Below are 21007 nucleotides of genomic sequence, written 5' to 3' on the forward strand. Positions count from 1 at the left end.
TAGCGCTTCACAGCGCCCAACTCCTCGAAAGGATGAACAACCGTCATGGCTGTTAACAACCCTGCTTTTACTGGCAACAAGGCGTTCTCCCCGAACGCAACTGCCGAAGAGCTCCAAGCACTCTACGACGCACCATCAGCTAACCGTGCGCCAGAGCCTGCTCTCACCTATGAAGCAACAATTGCGAAGTCGTTCATTTCCTTCGCCGTTTTGCTCGTCGGTGCAGTAGCTGGCTGGATAATTACCGCCAGCAACCCCGGCTTCGGAATGACGCTGGTGATGTTTGCAGCTATTGGTGCTCTCGTTCTGGCTATGGTGAACATCTTCAAAAAGGAGCCAGTGCCCGCACTGATCCTCGGCTATGCAGCACTTGAAGGTGTCTTCATTGGTGGAATCTCACTGGTCTTTGATGCCCAGTGGAGTGGCATTGTTGCCCAGGCTGTCATCGCAACCATCGTCGTGGTGGGTGTCACCTTGGCACTATTCGCCAGTGGCAAGATTCGCGCCTCGGCTCGTGCAACAAAGATCTTCTTCATCGGAATCATTTCCTACCTGGTCTTCAGCCTGGTCAGCTTCTTCATGCAGCTGTTCGGTGCTACAAGCGGAACCTTTGGCCTCAACAGTGTTGAGATCTTCGGCATCCCACTTGGCCTGATCATTGGCCCACTGGTGATTCTGCTTGCTGCGTACTCACTCGTTCTGGACTTCGACATGATTCAGCGCGGTGTGGTCAACAAGGCTCCTGCCAAGTTCGCTTGGACCGGTGCGTTCAGCATCATGGTGACCGTGGTCTGGCTATACCTCCAGATCCTCCAGTTCCTGGCTATCGCTCGCGACTAGTCACTGCACGAACAAACAACTGTGGCCTCCCTTTATGGGAGGCCACAGTTGCTTAACCAGCGTATGTACCGTACCTAGTCTGAAACTCATGAGCTACATCTGTAGAAGAAATAGCTGTTGAGCTCTCTAGTTTCCTTCAGAAAACAGGGACAGTAGCTCTGCAATGGGGGTTTGGTTGTTGAGCGGGTGACGCAAAGGAATCTCGCCATGAACCGTGTAGTGGTTGTTCCGACCGTTCTTGGTCTTCTCCACGTACCCGGCCTCAACAAGATCGTTGAGTATTCCGGCAGTGGCCCTGGCTGTAATTCCTACCTTGGCCGCAATCTGATCGACCGTGAGGTCAGCGTGTTGTGAGACGGCTACGAGCACATGCCCGTGGTGGGTGAGGAATGTCCAGTTGGCCATGGCTACATCTTTCCAGACTTACGCCAAGTTGGAGCCAATGCCGCCATTTCCTCCTCTGTCGCTTCAGGGAGTTGCTGGCGTGAGGCAGGCTCGATGTGCTCGGCTTCTTTGTTTCTGCTGACGATAAAGCTCGCAACGATAGAAACAGTCAGGATAGTCAGGATTACTGTCAGTGAGATGCCAGTAGGAACCTTGACGATGTCGTGCAGGGCCATCTTGACACCAACCCAGACCAGTACGAACGCCAGTCCGATCTTGAGATACACAAAGCGGTACATCAGGTCAGCTAGTAGGAAGTACATTGCGCGCAGACCCAGGATTGCGAATGCGTTAGCGGTGAAGACGAGGAACGGTTCAGAGGTCACCGCGAAGATTGCGGGAATCGAGTCAACCGCAAAAATGATGTCGGTGAACTCAACCAGAACCAACACCATAAGCAATGGTGTTGCCAGGAGAACGCCTCCAACACGGACGAATAATTTCTGCCCGTAGTACTTCTTGGTTGAAGGTACGACCGAAGAGAACCACTTGAAGAAGCGTCCTTGTGTGGGATCAGCATGCTCGTTCCGCTTGATGAGCATGTGAATACCGGTGTAGATCAAGAAGGCTGCAAAGAGGTAGAGAACCCAGGCAAAGTTTTCAAGAATGACCGCACCGAGTGCGATGAAGATTCCACGGAAGACCAGTGCACCCAGAACACCTAAGAAGAGGACGCGGTGCTGATACTTGCGTGGGACGCTGAAGGAGGCGAAGATCAAAGCCCAGATAAAGACGTTGTCAACGGCTAAAGATTTCTCGATGACAAATCCGGCGAAGTACTGCTGGCCATATTCAGCGCCAAAGTAGTTCCACACCAAGACGCCAAAGCCAATACCGGTGGCTACCCAGAAAGCGGACCATGCTGCGGCCTCGCGAAGAGAGATCTCGTGCGCCTTGCGGTGAGCAAAGAGGTCAACGAGCAGCATCACAATAATTGCTGCGAGTACTGCAAACCACATCCAGAGTTCTACGTTCATGACATCCTTACTAAAGAAGATTGATTACTGAATATTATTTCCTGTATTATTCTTCTAGTCAACTGATTGGACGAAAAATGTTTGAATCTCTCGAGCTCGCAGTGAGCAACTTGACCTCACCCCCAGTCCTAGCCTTCGTGCTGGGACTTATTGCTGTAGGGCTGCGCTCGAGACTAGAGATTCCACCACAGATTTTCAGTGCCCTCTCGATATACCTTCTACTTGCTATCGGCATCAAAGGCGGGGTGGGGCTCCGAATGGCAGAGCCAGCCGACATCGCCGCACCCATCGCCCTCGCCATCATTGTGGGCCTGGCAATACCCGTCGCTGCATTCGCAGTTCTGAAAGTTCTCACCCCACTAAACCAAACCGAGCGTGGTGCCATCGCTGCGCACTACGGCTCAACATCACTTGTGACCTTCACTGCAGGTCTCATGTTTGTGGAGTCCCTTGGTCTTGATCCCGAAGGTTACCTCGCCACACTGCTGGCAATCATGGAAGTACCGGGTCTGATTGTCGGTCTTGTTCTTGCCCGCAAAGCGAGCAAGCAGCAAAGTTGGGGGCCCCTTATGCACGAGGTCCTCACCGGAAAATCAATCCTGCTGCTGGTTGGTGGTTTGGTCATCGGCGCCGTCAGTGGGCCCGTCGGTTACGAGCGCGTAGAACCCTTCTTCGGTGCCCTCTTCGTCGGTGTACTCACACTCTTCCTTCTGCAACTGGGTATCCAAGCAGGGTCTCACCTCAAAGAACTCCCCCAGGCAGGTTGGGGACTGCTCATCTTCGCAATCGCATTCCCGCTCGTGATTGGTATCGCGGGAGTTGGACTAGCAACCCTCATCGGGCTGAGCGCCGGAGGCGCAGCCGTGTTTGGTGTCCTCTGCGCAAGTGCCTCCTACATCGCCGCACCGGCGGCAGTGAAACTATCTCTGCCAGAAGCAAACCCGGGCTTCTACCTCACCGCCAGTTTGGGAATTACCTTCCCCTTCAACCTGCTGATTGGTATCCCGGTCTTTGTCTGGTTCGCACAGCTCATCTCCTAGATCTCACTGCTCGACCAGGTAGGCAGGCTAAGGGTTGATGATGAAGAAGATGAAGCCGGCAAAAATACTGAGGTGAATTGCCCCCTGCAATATGGTTGCCCGCCCGGGCACCACGGTGAGAATACTCACGGCTACCGTCAAGACAAAGAGAACAAGCTCAGTTGCGCTCAAGCCCAGGACTATGGGGAAGCCAAAGAATATTGACATCACCGCAATAACCGGAATGGTTAGCCCAATGCTCGCCATTGCAGAGCCATATGCCAAGTTCAGGCTGGTTTGAGTCCGGCCAAAATAGGCCGCCCGAACCGCGGCAATTGATTCAGGCAACAGAACAAGCCCGGCAATGCTCACAGCAATCAGTGTTGAGGGAAGCCCCGCACCATAGATCGCCGTTTCCAGGAGTGGGCTTGTGATTTTGGCCAAGCCGACAACACTCACCAGAGCAACGACCAACAGTCCAAAACTGGTCCATGCCTGCTGTGAACTTGGGGGTTCTTTGTGTTCTGCAACCAAAGTGGTGCTGTTTTCGGAAACAGGCGGAGGCAAGAAGAAGTCACGGTGCCGAACAGTTTGAACGAAAACAAAAATGAGATAAATCACCAAGGCTGTTACGGCTGCAAAAACAAGCTGAGCAGGTGAAAAGGTTGCGCCCGGTGTTGACGTAGTGAAAGAGGGCAAAATCAAACTCATCGTTGCCAAAGCTGTAATTGCAGCTAATGCTCCACCAATGCCTTCGGCGTTGAAGGTAGCTGTTCGTTTACGTTGAGCTTTCACGATCAACGAGATACCGACAATTCCATTACAAATAATCATGATTGCGGAAAAGACGGTGTCTCTGGCCAGAGTTGCCGATTCCTGTGGTGAGGCAATCATCAACGTCACCAGCATGCCCACTTCGATCACGGTGACAGCCGCCGCAAGGATGAGAGAACCATAGGGTTCACCCACCTTGTGGGCTATTACCTCAGCATGGTGAACAGCTGCCAGCACAGAAACTGCCAGCAAGATTCCGAGCAGAACCATGACAAAAAGGGAGGGTGTGGAATTCCAAAAAACTAGCAAACTGGCCAACGCCACAATTGGCAAAGCATTGACGCTCGCAATAGAAACTCGGGACAGAAGTTTCATGACAGCTCACCTCCACGGCCACGGACAAGGTCTGGACTAGCTCTTTTTCCAAACTAGTTTGTGTTCTTGAAAAAGCTCCGAGAATTCAAGCTGAAGTACGTTGTGAAGTCGTGATTTCAAAAACAAAAATCCCCACACTGTGGGGATTTTCTTCTGTAGCTGGAGCGGGGCTCGATCCCGCGACCTCACGATTATGAGTCGTGCGCTCTAACCACCTGAGCTACCCAGCCACGAACACTCATCTTGTGGAACAGGAAACCTGCAGCAGTCGAAGAATGATCGGGCCCCGAGCGAGGATTGAACTCGCGACCCCTTCCTTACCATGGAAGTGCTCTACCACTGAGCTATCGGGGCGTATCCGAACCTTCAGGATTGCTCCCGAAAATTGGCACCGTTAGAGATTATCACCTCTCGCCATTTGCGAAAAACTCAGAAGCTCGAAGGATTACTCGCGAGGCAACTTCTGTGCTGAGCTCCGCTACCTAAACTTGCTTTCATGGTTGAAAAAGAGTGGTGGCGTTCCTCCGTTATTTATCAGATTTACCCCAGGTCCTTTGCCGATTCCAACGGTGACGGCATTGGTGATCTGCCAGGAATTACAGCACGTCTACCCAAGCTCAAAGAGCTGGGGGTCGACGCAATTTGGCTGTCACCATTTATGACCAGTCCGCAAAAGGATGCCGGTTATGACGTTGCCAACTATTGCGATGTTGACCCTTTGTTTGGGACTCTCGCTGATTTCGATGCACTTGAGGCCAGAGCGCACAGTCTCGGCCTCAAAGTGATTGTGGATTTAGTTCCCAACCACTGTTCTTCCGAACACCCCTGGTTTGTGGAAGCTCTTGCCGCCGGTGAGGGCAGCAAGGAGCGCGCTCGGTTTATGTTCCGGGAAGGCAAAGGAGAAAACGGAGAACTTCCCCCCAATAACTGGGAATCCGTTTTTGGCGGTCCGGCGTGGACTCGAACCACCAACCCAGACGGCACACCTGGACAATGGTATCTCCACCTCTTTGACTCCAGCCAACCTGACTTCGACTGGACAAACCCCTGGGTCCGTGAGCGCTTTATTGAGATTCTGAAGTTTTGGCTGGACCGTGGAGTTGACGGCTTTCGTGTTGATGTTGCTCATGGTCTTTCTAAAGCACCTGGGCTTCCTGATTTCCGCCGTGACGAGGAGTACTGGAACACTCCTCCAGAAGAGCGCATCGATAACCCCTACTTCGGACACGAAGGTGTTCACGAGATCTACCGTGAGTGGAACAAGGTTCTTGCCGAATATCCCGGCGAGCGCATTTTGTGTGCCGAGGCATTTGTCGAGCCTTTGAGCAAAATGGCGCTGTGGGTTCGCCCTGATGAAATGCAACAGGCTTTCAACTTCCCTTTCCTCGTCACACGCTGGAATGGCGAACAGATGCGTCAGGTTATCAAGGATTCCATCTCCGCTTTTGGCGAGGTGGGTGCGCCAAGTACGTGGGTGCTCTCAAACCACGACCAGGTGCGACATGCCACGCGATTAGCTCTGGACCCCAACACCAACACCGCAGATCGCATTACCGGTATTGGACCATTGACGGAACCCAAACCAGATCCAGCTTTAGGTCTTGCTCGCGCTCGCGCAGCGTCCGTGATGATGCTTGCTTTGCCTGGGGTTGCGTACATGTATCAGGGTGAAGAGCTGGGTCTTCCCGAAGCTGTAGATATTCCTGATGACAAACGCCAAGACCCTACGTTCTTCAGAACAGCTGGTAAATCGTATGGTCGTGATGGCTGCCGCGTTCCTCTTCCTTGGGAAGCCGAAGAGACAAACTTTGGTTTTGGTGCTGCGGGAGAACCTTGGTTGCCTCAGCCTGAGGTTTACCGCGCGTATTCTCGTGATCTCGAAGAAGCAGACCCTGACTCAACACTGTCATTGTATAAAGCAGCGCTAGCGGGGCGTAAGGAGTTGCGTCTTGGCGAGGGAGAACTGGAGTGGATTGAAGGAACTCCCGAGAACATTCTTGGTTTCCGAAACAACGACGTCACGGTGTTTATCAACTACAGCGAGGACGACTTTGCTCTTCCAGCGGGAAAGATCATCCTCGATAGTGCTGACAGTAGTGACGGGATTCTCAAGCCCGCTAGTGCAGTGTGGTTGGTGTAAACCTAGCCTGCGTAGTTGCTCATGAATGGAGCGGGGTCAATTTGTACTCCATTGACATGCACTTCAAAGTGAAGGTGAGAACCTGTTGAGTTACCTGTGCTTCCTACAGCCCCGATAACTTGGCCAGCGCCCACGCCTTGGCCAACTCCTACGTCGAGACGGCTGAGGTGACCATAGAGGGTGTCAAACTGAACACCGTTCACGTTGTGCGCGATGATGACACAGACACCCAAGCTGTTGTTGGGTGATGGCTGAGCAGCCTTAACAATTCCGTCGGCAACAGAATAAATGGGGGTTCCTGTTTCACCCTCAAAGTCAATACCTGCGTGCAGGGATCCCCAGCGATAACCGTATCCAGAGGAAACTTTTCTGTTGGTCAACGGCCATGTAATGGCCCCTCCTGACGAAGGTGGGTTTACTGAAGTTTCTTCACCACACAGCCCAGAGTTTCCATAGAACTGTATGGGGGCCGCCTTGGCAGCCAGTGTGACGTCAACCCCATCGCGTGAAGCGGTGGCAGTCGTAGAATCTGCATCAACATCCACCGACTGGCTAGCCAAGGAGACTTGCTCGTCCAAGAAGGCTTGCATCTTGATCTTTGCTACGTCCGATTGGGTAAGCAGAGCATTAGCCGGGATAGAGATGGACAGCGCGAATGCGAAGCATGCAAATAAAGCAAGCACTGAGAAAACTCGCTGAGAAATTTGACGGCGGCGGTCAGCTGCACTTCGATCACGTTGACTGCGGTTGCTCAAGAATGCAGGGCGTCGTGGCATTGTTCGCTTGACCAATTTGTGTGGTCGAACACTTTGCTCTTCAGAAGTACTCTCACGAGCAGCGTTCTGCAAGGCAGCAGTTTGAGCAATAGTGAGAGATGCTGCCGGGGCTAACGGCTCTGAACCTCCAGGCGTTTCAATAGCCTCTGGCTCAGTTTCCTCAACGGGTTCGACGGAGACCACTGGTTCTGCCACCGGTACAACAAAGTTACCGACAGGTTCAACCTCGAGTTCAGGAATTGTCTCTTCACTGACCGACTCAGTGAGTGCAGCAGGTTGAAGCTCGGGGACAATAACTGGGGCAACAGCAGGTTTTACTTCTTCGGAAATCTCAGGAACGACAACCACATTGTGAGATTCAGCACTTGCTACCGGAGAGGCATCATCTATTCCAGGTTGCGATGAATTAGTCAGAAGGCCCTGCTCGCGTAAGCGGAGCTCACGACGCGTGAGAGGCTGATCGCTCCGAGGAGTACCTACAGGCTGCGCTTGAGGCGCAGAAATTGGTGGGGTGTGAGTTTGTGGGGTCGCGGAAACAGCAGGTTCTTGCACAGGAACATCTTGCCGTGCAGAAACAACAGGATTGACACCGTTCTTGCGCTCCCACTCACGCAGTTCTCGTCTGGTGAGTCCTGCAGGAGGGGTCAACGCAGAGCTAGTTGCCGCGGCAACGTTCTCTTCGAATTCTCCGGCCATGCACTCTCATCCAAATTGTGGGCGCGAAAAAGCACCCTCGAAATGTAACGGAATGATTAAGGTTACCCGGCTAGCCTGAGAAACTCCACCGAAAATTGGTCTAATTCCGGGTAAAAATACTACTTGAGCAGGAGTTTTTCAATTTCAGGAAACAGTTGTTTATTCGTTGCCAAAAGCATAGATTCACCTTCTGGAGCACCGTTGAGCCCACCAACGACGACACCGGCTTCGCGCGCAATCAAACTCCCGGCTGCATGATCCCAAGGCTTGGTGCCGCGCTCGAAGTAGCCATCTAGTCGACCTGATGCCACTGCACACAAGTCCAAAGATGCTGCACCAGCACGGCGAATATCCCTTACTGAAGGAAGGATTCTTGTCAGAACCTGAGCTTGTTCACTGCGAACTTCAGAACTGTAGCCAAATCCTGTGGCAAAAAGAGCATGAGCAAGAAGGGTTTCTTCGTTGACTCGCAATTGCGTAATCGTTCCATTCCATTCTTGGAATGCACCGCCGCCGCCGCTTCCGTAATACAAATCTTCGATGGCTGGGTTATACACAACACCGGCGAGCTGCTTCCAGCTTGCTGGGTCAGCAATCCCCTCAACGACAGCAATGCTCACCGCGTATTGAGGAATGTCATAGAGGTAGTTGACCGTGCCATCGATGGGGTCAACAATCCAGGTCAACCCAGATGTTCCTGAGCTATCACTGCCCTCTTCACCATAGAAACCATCCTCGGGACGCAGCTGGGCAAGACGTGCCTTCACGAACTCTTCACACTCACGGTCTGCAAGCGTTACAACGTCAATAGAAGTTGACTTCGTTGCTGCAACAGTCACACCTTCACGTCGCCGACGTGCGACAAGCTCACCAGCTTCGAGGGCAACAGTGCGAGCTATATCAAGAAGTTCGGTGGGAGAAACAGCCATACTCCAAGGCTACAAGTTGTTTTCGTCGCGGGAGGCCGTGTGAATGCTCCCGCGCAAGGCAGAAGTTTCAGGAAGTGAAGACAGGAGTGCAACACCTTCAATTGGCTCTGCCAGCGGAGCGACAAACTCCGCCTGAGGTACATCTTGCAGAACAGCGGTAACGAAAGCATCTTTGAGCATCTCAGCTTTCATGACGTTTCCAACCCAACTAAAACGTGGGGAGTCTGAATCACGTAGCCCAACTCGTTGAGCAGCTGTCACAGCTGACAAAGCCAACTCCTGACCAGCCGCGTTGACGATTCTGCGAGCTTCCTCATCTTCTTCAGCGAGCTCGATAACACTCTTAGCGAAAGACGCGATTCGAGCGACGCGGTCATTGCTGGTTTGCAATTCTATGTATGCCTCTTCGGGATGCGAGAAGTTCTCGGTCACCAAAGAGAGCAAACTACTTGAGGGGATACGGCCGTCGTAAACTCGCATGCCGGCTTCTAACCCTGCTCGACCAATCCAATAGGCAGAACCAGCATCTCCTATGAGATTTCCCCAACCGTCTATCCGCACCATGTCGTTTTCACCGACACCGAGGGTGACCACCCCTGTACCCACTGCCGTAACGATGCCCAACTGTGTTCCCAACGCACCTAAGAACCCAGTGATCGAGTCATGAGCGAGGGACACGTCTCGAACATTGACAGGCAAAAGTTCAAGTAACTCTGCTGGCCTACTCTGAGCTGCAGTCAGCCCTGTCATCCCAATCGATAGTGAAACTGGTGCGTTCACTCCCTCCAACGAGGTAGTGATGAAATCTGCCAGCTGAGAAAAGAGTTCCCGGTCGGTCTTTACTCCGGGAAAATGCTGCAGGGAACGGATATCCCTATCGATGAGAAGAGTGCGAACACCAGTCTGCCCAGCATCGAGCGCAAGAGTGAGATTCGTTGAAGGTGACGTGTTCACGATTAACCGATCTGCTTAGAGCTTGAGGTACAAGCAAAGAGACGACATGGTGCTTCGGAATGCTATGCCTGGAAAGCGAGCGTTCCGTCGATGTAGGTTTCGTTGACCACAATCTTGTCCCAGCTAGCTGGGTCTGACGTCCACGGATTACTATCAACCACCGCGTAGTCGGCACGCTTTCCAACTTCCAGTGAACCCCGGTCATCTGCGTGAATCTGCCAGGCAGCATTCGTGGTGATCGCGGCAAGTGCTTGCGCGGGAGTAGCACATTCAGCAGCGTTGAGGACAGAACCATCCGCCTGCAGCTGTCGCAGCACAGCGGTTCGTGCGCTTTGAAGAGGGTGAACCTTGCTCACGTTGTAATCGGAGTGAAGGCTAGGGCGAAGCCCTGCTTTATATGCTGAGGCAACCCGATCAAGTAGTTGAGCACGCTCCGGGCCAAGGATGGTGTCGCGGAAGGCAGCCCCCCAGTAGTACACGTGGTTCATCAAGAAGCTGGGGCTAATGTTCGCTTTGGCGAGACGAGCAAGGTGGTCATCTGTGGTGAAGGACACGTGCTCGAAACGGTGGCGCAGGTCGTTGGCTCCATAACCAGGAAGAATCTCTTCCATGGCTTCCAACGCCATTTCAACCGCAGCATCACCATTGGTGTGAACCATGATCTGCCAACCGTCATCGAGACCAGCCTTCAACGCACCACGCAAACCTTCTGGAGTCCAGTCGGCGTGACCACCATTGTCTTCACCGAGGTAGGGCTGTGAGAAGTAGCCGGAGCGGCCTTGGTTAGAACCATCAGCGACAACCTTCCACGCGTCTGCGCGAACCATTTCGTCTCCGCTGAACGGAGTGACACCCGCGTCCTTCCAAGTTTGAGCAACCTCAGCAGGTGTCTTGCCTGCCATTATCGCGAACTGAGCAGTGGAAACTCGAACGGGAAGACGCTTTGCCCCATTCATTTGGTGCAGCAACGCTAACTCACTCACACCAACAAGGCTTCCGGTTCCTGCTTCACGCAGGGAGGTAACACCCTGCTTGGCACACTCGTTCAAAATCTCGGTAATGCCAGCAGCCATATCTGCGGCGGAAGGCTTGGGGAATTTCGCCAACATCATCAACATGGCAGGGATCTCACCAATAACGCCAGTGAGTTTGCCATCTGCACGGAAAAATGTTCCGCCCGGAGGGTCCATAGTCTGGTAGTTGACTCCAGCTAGTTCAAATGCGGCACTGTTGGCATAGAGGTAGTGCATCGACGCATTCATCACAAGGACAGGGTTGTTGGGTGCAATCTGATCCAAAATGTCGCGGGTGAGATCAGGTTCGCCAGGGAACAAGCTGGGGTCAAAAAGCTTTCCGAGGACGTATTGACCGGCAGGGGTCTGAGCAGCTGTTTGCTTCAGGGTGGCGACGACATCGTCAAAAGTTGCACACACTTCGTGAGACACGTCAGTCCAGGTGAGGTTGAGTAGAGATGACCAGATGTGCATGTGGGGCTCTATCAAGCCAGGAATGACGACACCCTCTGGCTTGACGGTTGTGGTGGAAGAGTCTGTGAGGCCTTCAACGTCGTTGAGCGCACCTATACCGATAATCACACCACCAGAAATAGCCATTGCTTCCGCAAGGGGTGCGGCAGGATTTCCTGTGGCAATAGTTCCCACTACAAGTGTCTCTGCGGCGTGGCCAACCTGGAGCCCCGCAGCGTGCTTGGCGGGAGTGATGGTGCTTCCAGCGGTGCTCAGCGCAGCACCTATGTGTTCTCTGGAGAGGGGGTGGGCTGAACAGCATCCTGTAGACATTCGAACTCCTTTGTTTTGTTCTGTGTTCAACGTAGCAGCGAAATCTGATTGACTAAGCCCATGGTTAGACCAGCTCTCAAAGCAAACATCATGTTTTTCTCGAGCATTGTGTTTATGCTCATTCCCACAATTTTGGTTGTGTTGGTCGGGTGGCAATCTGCTGCCTCACTAGCAATGCTTGCGGCCATGGGTGGACTCTTCTCCATGATTGGGTTGCACGGCCGAGGAATGCTGCTCCTGGTGATCGCTACGGGAGTTACGACATTTGCCGCCTCATTAGTCAGTAGTAATCCATGGGCTTCGGCAGTTTTGATGTTGATCTGTGGCGCTGGCCTTGGAGCCGTCAACAAGTGGGGCCTGTCTTTGTGGAACTTCATGTTCCCTGTCTTCGCTGCTGCAGTTATTGCTCAACCCCCCAAGGTTGCTACAGGAGCTCTCCCCAACGCACTCCTCACCAGTGGAATAGCAATGGGGTCATTGATTCTCGCTGCTGTGCTCACCATGATTCTTGTGAAAGAGCCTCGCCAGAAAGAGATCACGGTTTACCCTCTCAAGGTCAACGTGATGTACGCCGTGAACTTAGGGTTACTTCTCGCTGCCGCCGGCTATTTCAGCTCGATCTACCGCCACGAACAATTAGGTGTGTGGCTCACGCTGACCATCGTGATTATTTTGATCTACCCCTATGCGGGCCAGAGCACGAGCCGTGCGATCCAACGTGCTGCAGGAACAATACTTGGTTTCTTGATAGCTATTGGAGTGGGTGCATCAGGATTGCCCGATTTCCTTTTTTACGCAGCCGCCTTTGTTTTCCTCGAGATTGCACTGTTGATGCGTATTGTTCCTGGCAAGAAGTATTGGGAGTACGTCATGTTCCTCACCCCTGGCGTGGTGTTGATCTCTGGAAAGCCCGCTGAGTTGGCCACTGTCTCACACGATCGCCTCTATGCCACCATCATCGCGGCGGTTGCCTGCCTCTTAGTTCTCGCCATTGAACGAGGCTTGTTCTGGCGAGGCGGCTTAAATAAAAAGCCGGACCAAGCTTCCTAGGAAAGCCAAAAAAGAACGCCTCCCTAGGGGAGGCGTTCTTTCAGTTAGGCAATCAAATTATTTGTTGATCGAATCAATGACACCATTCAACGTCACCGAAGGACGCATGACCTGGTCGACCAGTTCTGTCTTGGGGCGGTAGTAGCCGCCAATGTTGACTGGCTTGCCCTGAACAGCAATGAGTTCACCAACAATCTGCTCTTCGTGTGAAGCAAGTGCTTCTGCCACGGGAGCGAACTTGGCAGCCAGAGCTGCATCCTCTGTCTGCTTTGCCAATTCTTGAGCCCAGTAGAGGCCGAGGTAGTAGTGGCTTCCTCGGTTATCGATGGTGCCCACCTTACGTCCAGGTGAACGGTCTTCCTCGAGGAAGGTTCCTGTTGCACGGTCGAGCGTGTCAGCAAGCACCTTTGCCTGAGTGTTTCCAGTTGTGTCTGCCAAGTGCTCGAGTGACGCGGCGAGCGCGAAGAATTCACCCAGGGAGTCCCAACGAAGGAAGTCCTCTTCGAGCAGCTGCTGAACGTGCTTGGGGGCAGAGCCTCCAGCACCGGTTTCAAACAGTCCACCACCGGCAAGTAGTGGAACAATCGACAGCATCTTGGCGCTTGTTCCCACTTCAAGAATGGGGAAGAGGTCGGTGAGGTAGTCGCGCAGAACGTTACCGGTTACCGAGATGGTGTCTTCGCCCTTGCGGATACGAGCAAGTGAGTACTTGGTCGCTTCTGCGGGAGGCATAATCTCGATGGTCAAACCAGTGGTGTCGTAATCGGCGAGGTAGGTCTTGACCTTCTTAATAATCTGCGCATCGTGTGCACGCTTCTCATCAAGCCAGAACACTGCAGGGACGCCTGTTGCACGAGCGCGAGTGACTGCAAGCTTGACCCAGTCGCGAACAGGGATGTCTTTAGTTTGGGTTGCACGCCAAATGTCACCTTTGTCGACATTGTGCGAAATGAGAACTTCTCCGGCAGAGTTGATGATCTCAACTCGTCCAGCGGAAGCGATCTCGAACGTCTTGTCGTGGCTTCCGTATTCTTCGGCAGCCTGAGCCATCAAGCCCACGTTGGGAACGGTTCCGATGGTGGCAGGGTCAAGTGGGCCGTTGGCAATGACGTCTTCAATAGTTGCCTGGTACACACCGGCGTAAGAGGAGTCAGGAATGACGGCAATGGTGTCGTCTTCTCCACCATCAACACCCCACAGCTTTCCACCATTGCGAACCAATGCCGGCATGGATGCGTCCACGATGACATCGGAAGGAACGTGAAGGTTGGTGATTCCCTTATCGCTGTTGGTGTAGCTCAGGCGTGGGCCTGCAGCAATGGCTGCTGAGAACTCGGCAGCAATAGCATCGCCACCAGCAACATCATTGAGTCCAGCCAGAATTGCGCCAAGGCCATCATTGGCGGTTAAGCCTGCTGCCTCGAGCTGTGCTCCGTGCTTGTCGAAAACGCCAGCAAAGAATGCCTTCACAACGTGGCCAAACAAGATGGGGTCAGACACCTTCATCATGGTTGCCTTGAGGTGAACGGAATAGAGAACGTTATCCTTCTTGGCTTGTTCAAGCGTTTCGGCAAGGAATTCATCTAGTGCAGCCGAGGACATGAATGTGGCATCCACGATTTCACCCTCAAGAACTTTGAGGCCAGACTTCAAGACTGTCTCGGTGCCATCAGTTGCGGTGTGACGAATGGTGAGAGTATCAGCTGCTGGGAGCACCACAGACTTTTCATTTGAGAAGAAGTCATCGTGGCCCATGGTTGCCACACGAGTCTTTGATCCTGCAGCGAAAGGCTTGTTCACGTGAGGGTGCTTGCGAGCGTATGCCTTGACAGACATGGGAGCACGACGGTCGCTGTTTCCTTCACGAAGTACAGGGTTTACCGCACTACCTTTGATGCGGTCGTAACGTGCACGTGCATCCTTTTCTTCATCTGAGCTGGGCTCGTCTGGATAGTCAGGAACATCAAATCCTGCTGCCTGAAGCTCAGCGATTGCGCCCTTGAGCTGAGGGATTGATGCCGAGATGTTGGGGAGCTTGATGATGTTTGCTTCGGGCGTTTTGGCCAGTTCACCAAGTTCCTTGAGTGCATCAGCAACGTGCTGATCTGCGCTGAGTCGCTCAGGGAATGCGGAGAGAATTCGACCGGCGAGTGAGATGTCTCGGGTCTCGATGGACACTCCCGCGGCTTTGGCATATGCCTGAACGATGGGGAGGAACGATGCAGTTGCCAGGGCAGGAGCTTCGTCAGTGTAGGTGTAGATAATGGTCGAATCGTTCATGGCTTACCATTCTTCTTTTGGAGTGGTCTCTAAAAATCCTTCCCCAGCCTACCAAAAGTATCTTGATATCGAGCTATTTTTCTTGAGGGCCCATTTGCCAACAAACAAGAAAGCGCCAGGACAAAAGTCCTGGCGCTTTCTGTTGATTCAGTTAGCCAAATTTGGGAGCCGTGAGCTTCTTTCGTGGCCACCAGAACTTGTCCCCTGTCATAAATGCCAGGGCTGGAACAATCACTGTTCTTACCAGGAGGGTATCCAGCAGAACACCAATACCGACGATGATGCCGATCTGGTAGAGAGCGATCAGTGGCAAGACACCGAGAACCGCGAAGACCGCTGCGAGCAAAATACCCGCGCTGGTAATCACACCACCTGTTGTGGCCAAGGCACGAATCATGCCCTCCTTTGTGCCAAAGTGCACCGCTTCTTCCTGGGCTCTGGCAACAAGGAAGATGTTGTAGTCAACACCCAAGGCGACCAAGAACAGGAAGGAGAAGAGGAAGACGCTCAGATCAAGCGCGGGGATTCCCAACACGTTGGTGAACAACAGCCATGCTGCTCCCTGCGCTGCGAAGAAGGATGCCACGACTGTGAGCAGCAGCAAGATTGGTGCTACAAGTGCTCTCAACAAGAAGACAAGAACACCAAATACCAGCAGCAGAATCAGTGGGATCACAATCATCTGGTCGTGCGCATAAGCGGTGCGAACATCAAGTTGTTCAGCATCGAGTCCACCGACGAGAGCATCTGCGCCGTCAACGGTTGCCAGCTCTGTGCGCAGGTCCTTGATGGACTGATACGCCTCTTCAGAACCTGGTTCGCCGTCCAGGATCACATCGATGCGAGCGATGGAATCGTTCTGTGACACTTCAGTTGCCGACGCAACACCGCCTACTGATTCTGCAGCAGCAATCGCTTTGTCAGCACTGTCTTTGTTCACGATCACGATGGTGGGAGTGGTTGCCCCAGCAGGGAACGCTTCGGCAAGAACTTCCTGACCATAAACAGCCTCAGGCTTAACTCGGAACTGCTCAGTGCTGGACAGACCAACCTTGATTCCGGTTGCCCCCAGAGCGAGGGCAAAAAGGATTCCAAATCCAACGATGGAGATGATGACCGGACGCTTAGCAACACCTCGTCCGAGCTTGCCCCAAACACCCTTGAGTGATTTGTTTTCAGCACCAAGCTTGGGAACGAATGGCCAGAAGAGTCCGCGACCGAACACCACCAGTGATGCTGGCAGGAATACCAGGGCGGCAATCATGGCAATCACGATTCCGGTGGCACACACAAGACCGAGTGCACGGTTTCCACCAAGCTCTGCAAGTGTGAGGGTCAGCAACGCCAAGGTCACTGTTGAGCCGGAGGCAATAATTGCGGGGCCCGCACCGCGTAAGGCAGCTGCCATAGCCACGTGACGATCTTCGTTGCGGAGAAGTTCTTCCCGGTATCGGGCTATAAGGAGCAGGGCGTAGTTCGTTCCCGCACCAAAAACGAGTACGGACAAAATACCCGTGACAGAACCATCAGGAACTATTCCAAAAGCGGTTGCGACATTTCGACCAACCTGGCCGGCAACACCATCAGCGGTTCCTACTACCAAGAGCGGAACAATCCACAGCACAGGTGAGCGATAGGTCACGATCAGCAGAACCGCGACAACAATCACTGTGAAGAGCAACAGGGTGAAGTCTGCTCCAGCGAAAACACCAACCAGGTCTGCTTGGAATCCTTCAGGCCCTGTGACATAGGTGGTGATGCCGCTTGGCAGACCCTCTTGGGCTGTGGCACGAATTTCCTTGATGCGCTCGGCAACAACCTCAGTCTCATCGCTCTTTTCCAAAGGAATGGTCACGACCGCAGTGGTGTTGTCCTCGGAAACAATTGCTGGAGGAACGAAAGGTTCGCCGTTGACTTCTGCGTTAGAAAATTCGGTGAATTGCTCGTTCACACCACCGGTGGGTAGTTGAACAATGGGGTTAAAGGTTCCTTGTAACCACTCAAGTTGAGAATCAGTGAAAGTACTGTCTGATTTGTAGACGACAACCGCAGCGGTGGAATTGGCCCCAGGCAAATCCTTCACAGCTTCATTGACCAAAGCTGTCTCACTGTCGGAAGGCAGACCGTTGGTGGGGTTTGTTTCAGTCGTCGCAGCACGGAATGGGCCCAGCGCTAATGCCGCCAGGATAAATCCAACAACGATGGTGGCCCAGGCAGTTTTCCTACCCGTGATGAATGAGATGAGACGATTCATGAATTTCCTTGGAGTTGTGGCAACCTTCGACACAGTTGGCTAGATGAAGTCAACTTAATTCGACAGTCGAACTATTCGATAGCTAAAATATATATCAATGGATGAACAAAGCCAAACAGAAGAAGCCTTATTTGGCCACCGCGCCACAAGGCTGCTTCGCTCTGTCATTCAAGAGAGTGAAGAATACTCAAAAACTGTTGGCCAGCACTTGATGGTGAATCAGACTGATCTCCAAGCAATGACCCACCTGATTGAAAATGGACCGATGTCCGCAGGAGATCTTGCCAAGTCTGTAGGACTCAGCCCCGCCGCGGGGACCACCATGATTGACAGACTGGTTGAAGTTGGCCACGTCTCACGAGAATCTCATCCCACCGACCGCAGGGCAGTAGTTGTTGTTCCCAACCCTCAATCGGTTGCAAGTGCTTGGCAAAGAATCATGCCTTTGATTAGTGCCAGTGAATCTATCCTCGATGATATGAACGAGGAGGAGCGAGCTGCAGTGGAAAAGTATCTTGCCCTGATGCTGACGGCATACAAAGCAGAAGCTGAAAAGTAGCTAAAGAAAAAAGCCTCCCAAGTTGGGAGGCTTTTTGATTGTGGCAAGTGAGGGATTCGAACCCCCGAAGGCTGAGCCGTCTGATTTACAGTCAGATCCCTTTGGCCGCTAGGGTAACTTGCCGTTGCAAACTTCTTGAATACTCAAGAGTGCCTCTCAACAATACCGGGATGACGCGATTGTCGAAAATCGGCGTGAACTACTTGGATTTTTCTGCGTACTCTTTGGCTTTGTTGGAGACATCCTGAGCGTAAGTATTTGATGCGTTGTATCCGCGGAGAGCCTTGCGCCACCCTTCAGGTGTTGAGAGGTCTCCCCCGCTGAAACAGAGATACCGTCCTGCTGCGAAGGCAGAGTCATCAATGTTTTGGCCATCTTCAATTCCGTCACCGTTTCCATCGCTGTGCCATGCTGCCCAGGTTGGTGGAATAAATTGCATGGGGCCAACAGCACGGTCAAACTCGGCAGTGCCATCAAAGTTTCCGTCGTCAAAATCAGGGAGAGCTTTGGTGTTGTTTTTGCCATCGAGAGGAATGCCATAAATAGGCTCACTCATATTTCCGTTGCTCTTGACCTTGCCACCGAAAATAGTTCCGTGTCGAGATTCCACCCAACCAATTCCGGCAAGAGTGTTCCACGACAACTTGCACTCTGGCTTATAGGCGTTCAGCTGCAACGCAACACCGGCATAGGCGGTGAGAACTCGCTTCGGAATTCCCGTTTTTTCTGACGTGGCTTTGACCCACGTGGGGTCCGCCAAGCCTGCAACAGGTGAGTTAGCTAAGTCATAGTTAGTGACCCCCTCCTTCACCGGAGGCAGCGCCGCTGCCTCCGGAAGGAGAGAAACGGCAAACTCATCTACGGTCGGGGTAGGCGTTGGGGTTGCTGTTGAGGTGTTTTCTGCAACTGACGATTGCCCTCCGACGCATGAGGTGAACCACCAAATTCCCAGCACAAACACCGCAAACACCGTGAGTGTGCGGTTACGTCTAACGCGTCGAGAAGCCATGTCCTTCCATTCTGAGGGGCACAGCTGGCAATCTGCCGAAGGCTGGGCTTAGATAACATGGACTCATGGCAGATTCATCATTTGACGTAGTAAGCAAGGTCGACAAAATGGAGACCGATAACGCACTCAACCAGGCAGTTAAAGAGGTTGAACAGCGCTATGACTTCAAGAATGTAGGCGCATCCATCGAATGGAGCGGCGACAAAATTCTGATGAAGGCGAACTCAGAAGAACGAGTCAAAGCCATCCTCGACGTTTTCGAACAGAAGCTCATCAAGCGTGGAATCTCATTGCGCAGTCTTGACGCGGGTGACCCCTTCCCCTCGGGTAAAGAATTCCGCATTGAAGCCAAAATGAAAGAGGGCATCGATCAGGAAAACGCGAAGAAAGTCACCAAGCTCATTCGCGACGAGGGCCCCAAGTCTGTCAAAGCACAGATTCAGGGCGATGAAGTGCGGGTTTCTTCAAAGAGCCGCGATGACCTACAGGCAACCATGGCACTGCTGAAAAACGCAGACCTGCCCGTTGCATTGCAGTTTGTGAACTTCCGCTAAACCCTCGCGGCTTATTTGAAGCCGAGTATCTGCTCACCCCACGCCTTGCGAATATCTCCGTCGGGGTCGTTCTCAATGGAATCTGTCCCGTTAATGATGAGGGTCGCACGGGTGGTTTCGTCATAGCGCGGCCAGGTGAGGTCGTGACCGGTTTCTGAATCAACCGTTTGGGGATCAGAGGTTCTGGCAAAACTGGTCCAACGTGCTTGAATTCGCTGAGAAATAACCCACGCTTCTTTCAGTCCGCCCAACCTAAACTGCAGCGCCTTCTTGTTCATCTTAAGCGGCAGGGTTCCAAAGACATAGGGCAACTCTGTCGCATGGCTTGCACCAATACCCAGCAGTTTCATGAGGGGTGGTGCCTGGTCGAAGCGATACATCCAGGTGGGGGCCACTTTCGAATGAGCTTCTGCAACCCAGACTGAAGGCATTCGGAATCCTGCGTCGCGAGAGATTTCCATCGCACCCTTTTGCTTAGGGAAATCAGGATAAGCATCCAGTATTCGTTCTTCGTCGAAGTCTTTGTCTGGATGATCTTTGGACATTAGGTCGAACATTTCCTGAATGCTGGATTCACTAATGGGCATCAGGGGAGATTTCATCATTTTGAACAATGCAGCTTCGTCTTTGTTCGTTCCGATGATGAGCGGAACTTTGTGTTGCTTTCCGTCGCGGAAAGTTTGCACCGGATAGTGAGGAACGAATCTTCCGTCAACAATGGGGGCAAAAGCAACCGTTCCCGGCCACGTCAACGAGACGTGGTCGAGCAATTTGGTTGTAAAGGATGCCAACGTCTTGGCATCGGTTTCACGCAGATACCGAGGGGCGTCTTTTGTGCTCACTCCCATCAACTCGAGATACGCATGCGCAACGAGAGCTGCACGTTCTGGTTTGTAGACACTGGTGGCTGGTGAACTTTCCGCAATTGCTTTGTGGAAAAGCCCTTTCGCCTCGGGCATTGTCATCAATGTGGTAACACAACCACCACCAGCCGATTCACCAAAGAGGGTCACGTCATCAGGATTTCCCCCGAATGCCGCAATGTTGTTTTTCACCCACTGCAACGCGAGCACAAGATCAGTCAGACCCATGTTGTTCTCGAAACTGGGATCAAGCGAACTGAAATCTAGCCACCCGAGCGCACCGAGTCGATAGTTCACGGTGACGATAATGACATCGCCGTTTTCAGCCAAGGAACGGCCGTTGTAGACAGCCTGGGATGAAAACCCGATGAAATACGCACCACCGTGAATCCAGACCATGACGGGTTTGGGCTTATCTCCAGGCTTTGGGATTGGTGCCCAAATGTTCAGATTGAGACAATCCTCGTCAATCTCAACCCCAGGAGGAATGGGTATGAGCTTGGTTGGCTCCTGTGGTGCAATATTCCCAAATTCAAGCGCGTCTCGGGTGCCCTGCCAAGGTTCAACAGGCACAGACCTGCGATAGCGAAAGTCTCCCACGGGGGCTTTACCATAGGGCACACCCAGCCAGCGGTGTGTGTTTCCATCTTGGGTGCCGCGCACAACACCGGCTGTCGTAGTAACCAAGAGCGAGGGGTCAGAAAAAGCGTCCATG

The 21007-nt window shown here is 52.8% G+C and carries 17 protein-coding genes and 3 tRNA genes; 6 read left to right on the forward strand and 14 right to left on the reverse strand.

Going from position 1 to position 21007, the window contains the following annotated elements; all coding sequences use genetic code 11:
• Positions 1-45 precede the first annotated feature (45 nt).
• Complete coding sequence (locus AINA4_RS07035; protein WP_281786719.1) at positions 46-840, forward strand: Bax inhibitor-1/YccA family protein; 795 nt, start codon at positions 46-48, stop codon at positions 838-840.
• Between the two features lie 126 nt (positions 841-966).
• On the opposite strand, the gene AINA4_RS07040 is transcribed toward AINA4_RS07035, so the two are convergent.
• Together AINA4_RS07040 and AINA4_RS07045 are read right to left on the reverse strand one after the other, a co-directional pair.
• Positions 967-1245 carry a helix-turn-helix domain-containing protein gene (locus AINA4_RS07040; protein WP_281786720.1) on the reverse strand — a complete coding sequence of 93 codons (279 nt, stop codon included), beginning with the start codon at positions 1243-1245 and terminating at the stop codon, positions 967-969.
• A gap of 2 nt (positions 1246-1247) precedes the next feature.
• On the reverse strand, positions 1248-2261 hold the full coding sequence (locus AINA4_RS07045) for a TerC family protein (RefSeq protein WP_281786721.1): 1014 nt from the start codon (positions 2259-2261) through the stop codon (positions 1248-1250).
• 77 nt (positions 2262-2338) lie between these two features.
• Here AINA4_RS07045 and AINA4_RS07050 point away from each other — a divergent pair, with 77 nt between their 5' ends.
• The gene (locus tag AINA4_RS07050) at positions 2339-3301 is read left to right on the forward strand and encodes a sodium-dependent bicarbonate transport family permease (RefSeq protein WP_281786722.1); all 963 of its coding nucleotides are present in this window, start codon (positions 2339-2341) and stop codon (positions 3299-3301) included.
• A gap of 27 nt (positions 3302-3328) precedes the next feature.
• Here AINA4_RS07050 and AINA4_RS07055 read toward each other — a convergent pair whose 3' ends face one another.
• From AINA4_RS07055 to AINA4_RS07065, 3 genes are all read right to left on the reverse strand, one after another.
• On the reverse strand, positions 3329-4429 hold the full coding sequence (locus tag AINA4_RS07055; protein WP_281786723.1) for an ionic transporter y4hA: 1101 nt from the start codon (positions 4427-4429) through the stop codon (positions 3329-3331).
• A 156-nt stretch (positions 4430-4585) separates the two neighbouring features.
• Positions 4586-4659: transfer RNA gene (locus AINA4_RS07060), tRNA-Met, on the reverse strand.
• Between the two features lie 52 nt (positions 4660-4711).
• Positions 4712-4783, reverse strand: a tRNA-Thr gene (locus AINA4_RS07065).
• Between the two features lie 142 nt (positions 4784-4925).
• On the opposite strand from AINA4_RS07065, the gene AINA4_RS07070 reads away from it, so the two are divergent.
• Positions 4926-6569, forward strand: coding sequence for a glycoside hydrolase family 13 protein (locus AINA4_RS07070; protein ID WP_281786724.1), 1644 nt, complete (start codon positions 4926-4928; stop codon positions 6567-6569).
• Between the two features lie 2 nt (positions 6570-6571).
• Here the strand turns inward: AINA4_RS07070 and AINA4_RS07075 are convergent, their stop codons facing one another.
• From AINA4_RS07075 to AINA4_RS07090, 4 genes are all read right to left on the reverse strand, one after another.
• Positions 6572-8041 carry a peptidoglycan DD-metalloendopeptidase family protein gene (locus AINA4_RS07075; protein ID WP_281786725.1) on the reverse strand — a complete coding sequence of 490 codons (1470 nt, stop codon included), beginning with the start codon at positions 8039-8041 and terminating at the stop codon, positions 6572-6574.
• 119 nt (positions 8042-8160) lie between these two features.
• Entirely contained in the window at positions 8161-8970 is an 810-nt protein-coding gene (locus AINA4_RS07080; protein WP_281786726.1) for an inositol monophosphatase family protein, read from the reverse strand.
• A gap of 9 nt (positions 8971-8979) precedes the next feature.
• A complete protein-coding gene (locus tag AINA4_RS07085) occupies positions 8980-9924 on the reverse strand; it encodes a BadF/BadG/BcrA/BcrD ATPase family protein (RefSeq protein WP_281786727.1) in 945 nt (314 codons plus the stop codon).
• A gap of 62 nt (positions 9925-9986) precedes the next feature.
• The gene (locus tag AINA4_RS07090; RefSeq protein WP_281786728.1) at positions 9987-11723 is read right to left on the reverse strand and encodes an amidohydrolase; all 1737 of its coding nucleotides are present in this window, start codon (positions 11721-11723) and stop codon (positions 9987-9989) included.
• A 60-nt stretch (positions 11724-11783) separates the two neighbouring features.
• Here AINA4_RS07090 and AINA4_RS07095 point away from each other — a divergent pair, with 60 nt between their 5' ends.
• On the forward strand, positions 11784-12773 hold the full coding sequence (locus AINA4_RS07095; protein ID WP_281786729.1) for an FUSC family protein: 990 nt from the start codon (positions 11784-11786) through the stop codon (positions 12771-12773).
• A 57-nt stretch (positions 12774-12830) separates the two neighbouring features.
• Here AINA4_RS07095 and AINA4_RS07100 read toward each other — a convergent pair whose 3' ends face one another.
• On the reverse strand, positions 12831-15053 hold the full coding sequence (locus AINA4_RS07100; RefSeq protein WP_281786730.1) for an NADP-dependent isocitrate dehydrogenase: 2223 nt from the start codon (positions 15051-15053) through the stop codon (positions 12831-12833).
• Positions 15054-15204: 151 nt separating this feature from the next.
• Positions 15205-17307 (reverse strand): MMPL family transporter, encoded by a 2103-nt coding sequence (locus tag AINA4_RS07105; protein WP_281786731.1) that lies wholly within the window; start codon positions 17305-17307, stop codon positions 15205-15207.
• Between the two features lie 97 nt (positions 17308-17404).
• On the opposite strand from AINA4_RS07105, the gene AINA4_RS07110 reads away from it, so the two are divergent.
• Positions 17405-17866 (forward strand): MarR family transcriptional regulator, encoded by a 462-nt coding sequence (locus AINA4_RS07110; protein WP_281786732.1) that lies wholly within the window; start codon positions 17405-17407, stop codon positions 17864-17866.
• Positions 17867-17907: 41 nt separating this feature from the next.
• Here the strand turns inward: AINA4_RS07110 and AINA4_RS07115 are convergent.
• Positions 17908-17989: transfer RNA gene (locus tag AINA4_RS07115), tRNA-Tyr, on the reverse strand.
• Positions 17990-18065: 76 nt separating this feature from the next.
• Positions 18066-18875 carry a lytic transglycosylase domain-containing protein gene (locus AINA4_RS07120; RefSeq protein WP_281786733.1) on the reverse strand — a complete coding sequence of 270 codons (810 nt, stop codon included), beginning with the start codon at positions 18873-18875 and terminating at the stop codon, positions 18066-18068.
• 65 nt (positions 18876-18940) lie between these two features.
• Between AINA4_RS07120 and AINA4_RS07125 the strand changes: the two genes are divergently transcribed.
• Positions 18941-19429, forward strand: coding sequence for a YajQ family cyclic di-GMP-binding protein (locus tag AINA4_RS07125; RefSeq protein ID WP_096383236.1), 489 nt, complete (start codon positions 18941-18943; stop codon positions 19427-19429).
• Positions 19430-19440: 11 nt separating this feature from the next.
• On the opposite strand, the gene AINA4_RS07130 is transcribed toward AINA4_RS07125, so the two are convergent.
• The gene (locus AINA4_RS07130) at positions 19441-21006 is read right to left on the reverse strand and encodes a carboxylesterase/lipase family protein (protein WP_281786734.1); all 1566 of its coding nucleotides are present in this window, start codon (positions 21004-21006) and stop codon (positions 19441-19443) included.
• Position 21007: the final 1 nt, after the last annotated feature.

The sequence above is a fragment of the Aurantimicrobium sp. INA4 genome (assembly GCF_027924525.1).
Lineage (GTDB): Bacteria > Actinomycetota > Actinomycetes > Actinomycetales > Microbacteriaceae > Aurantimicrobium.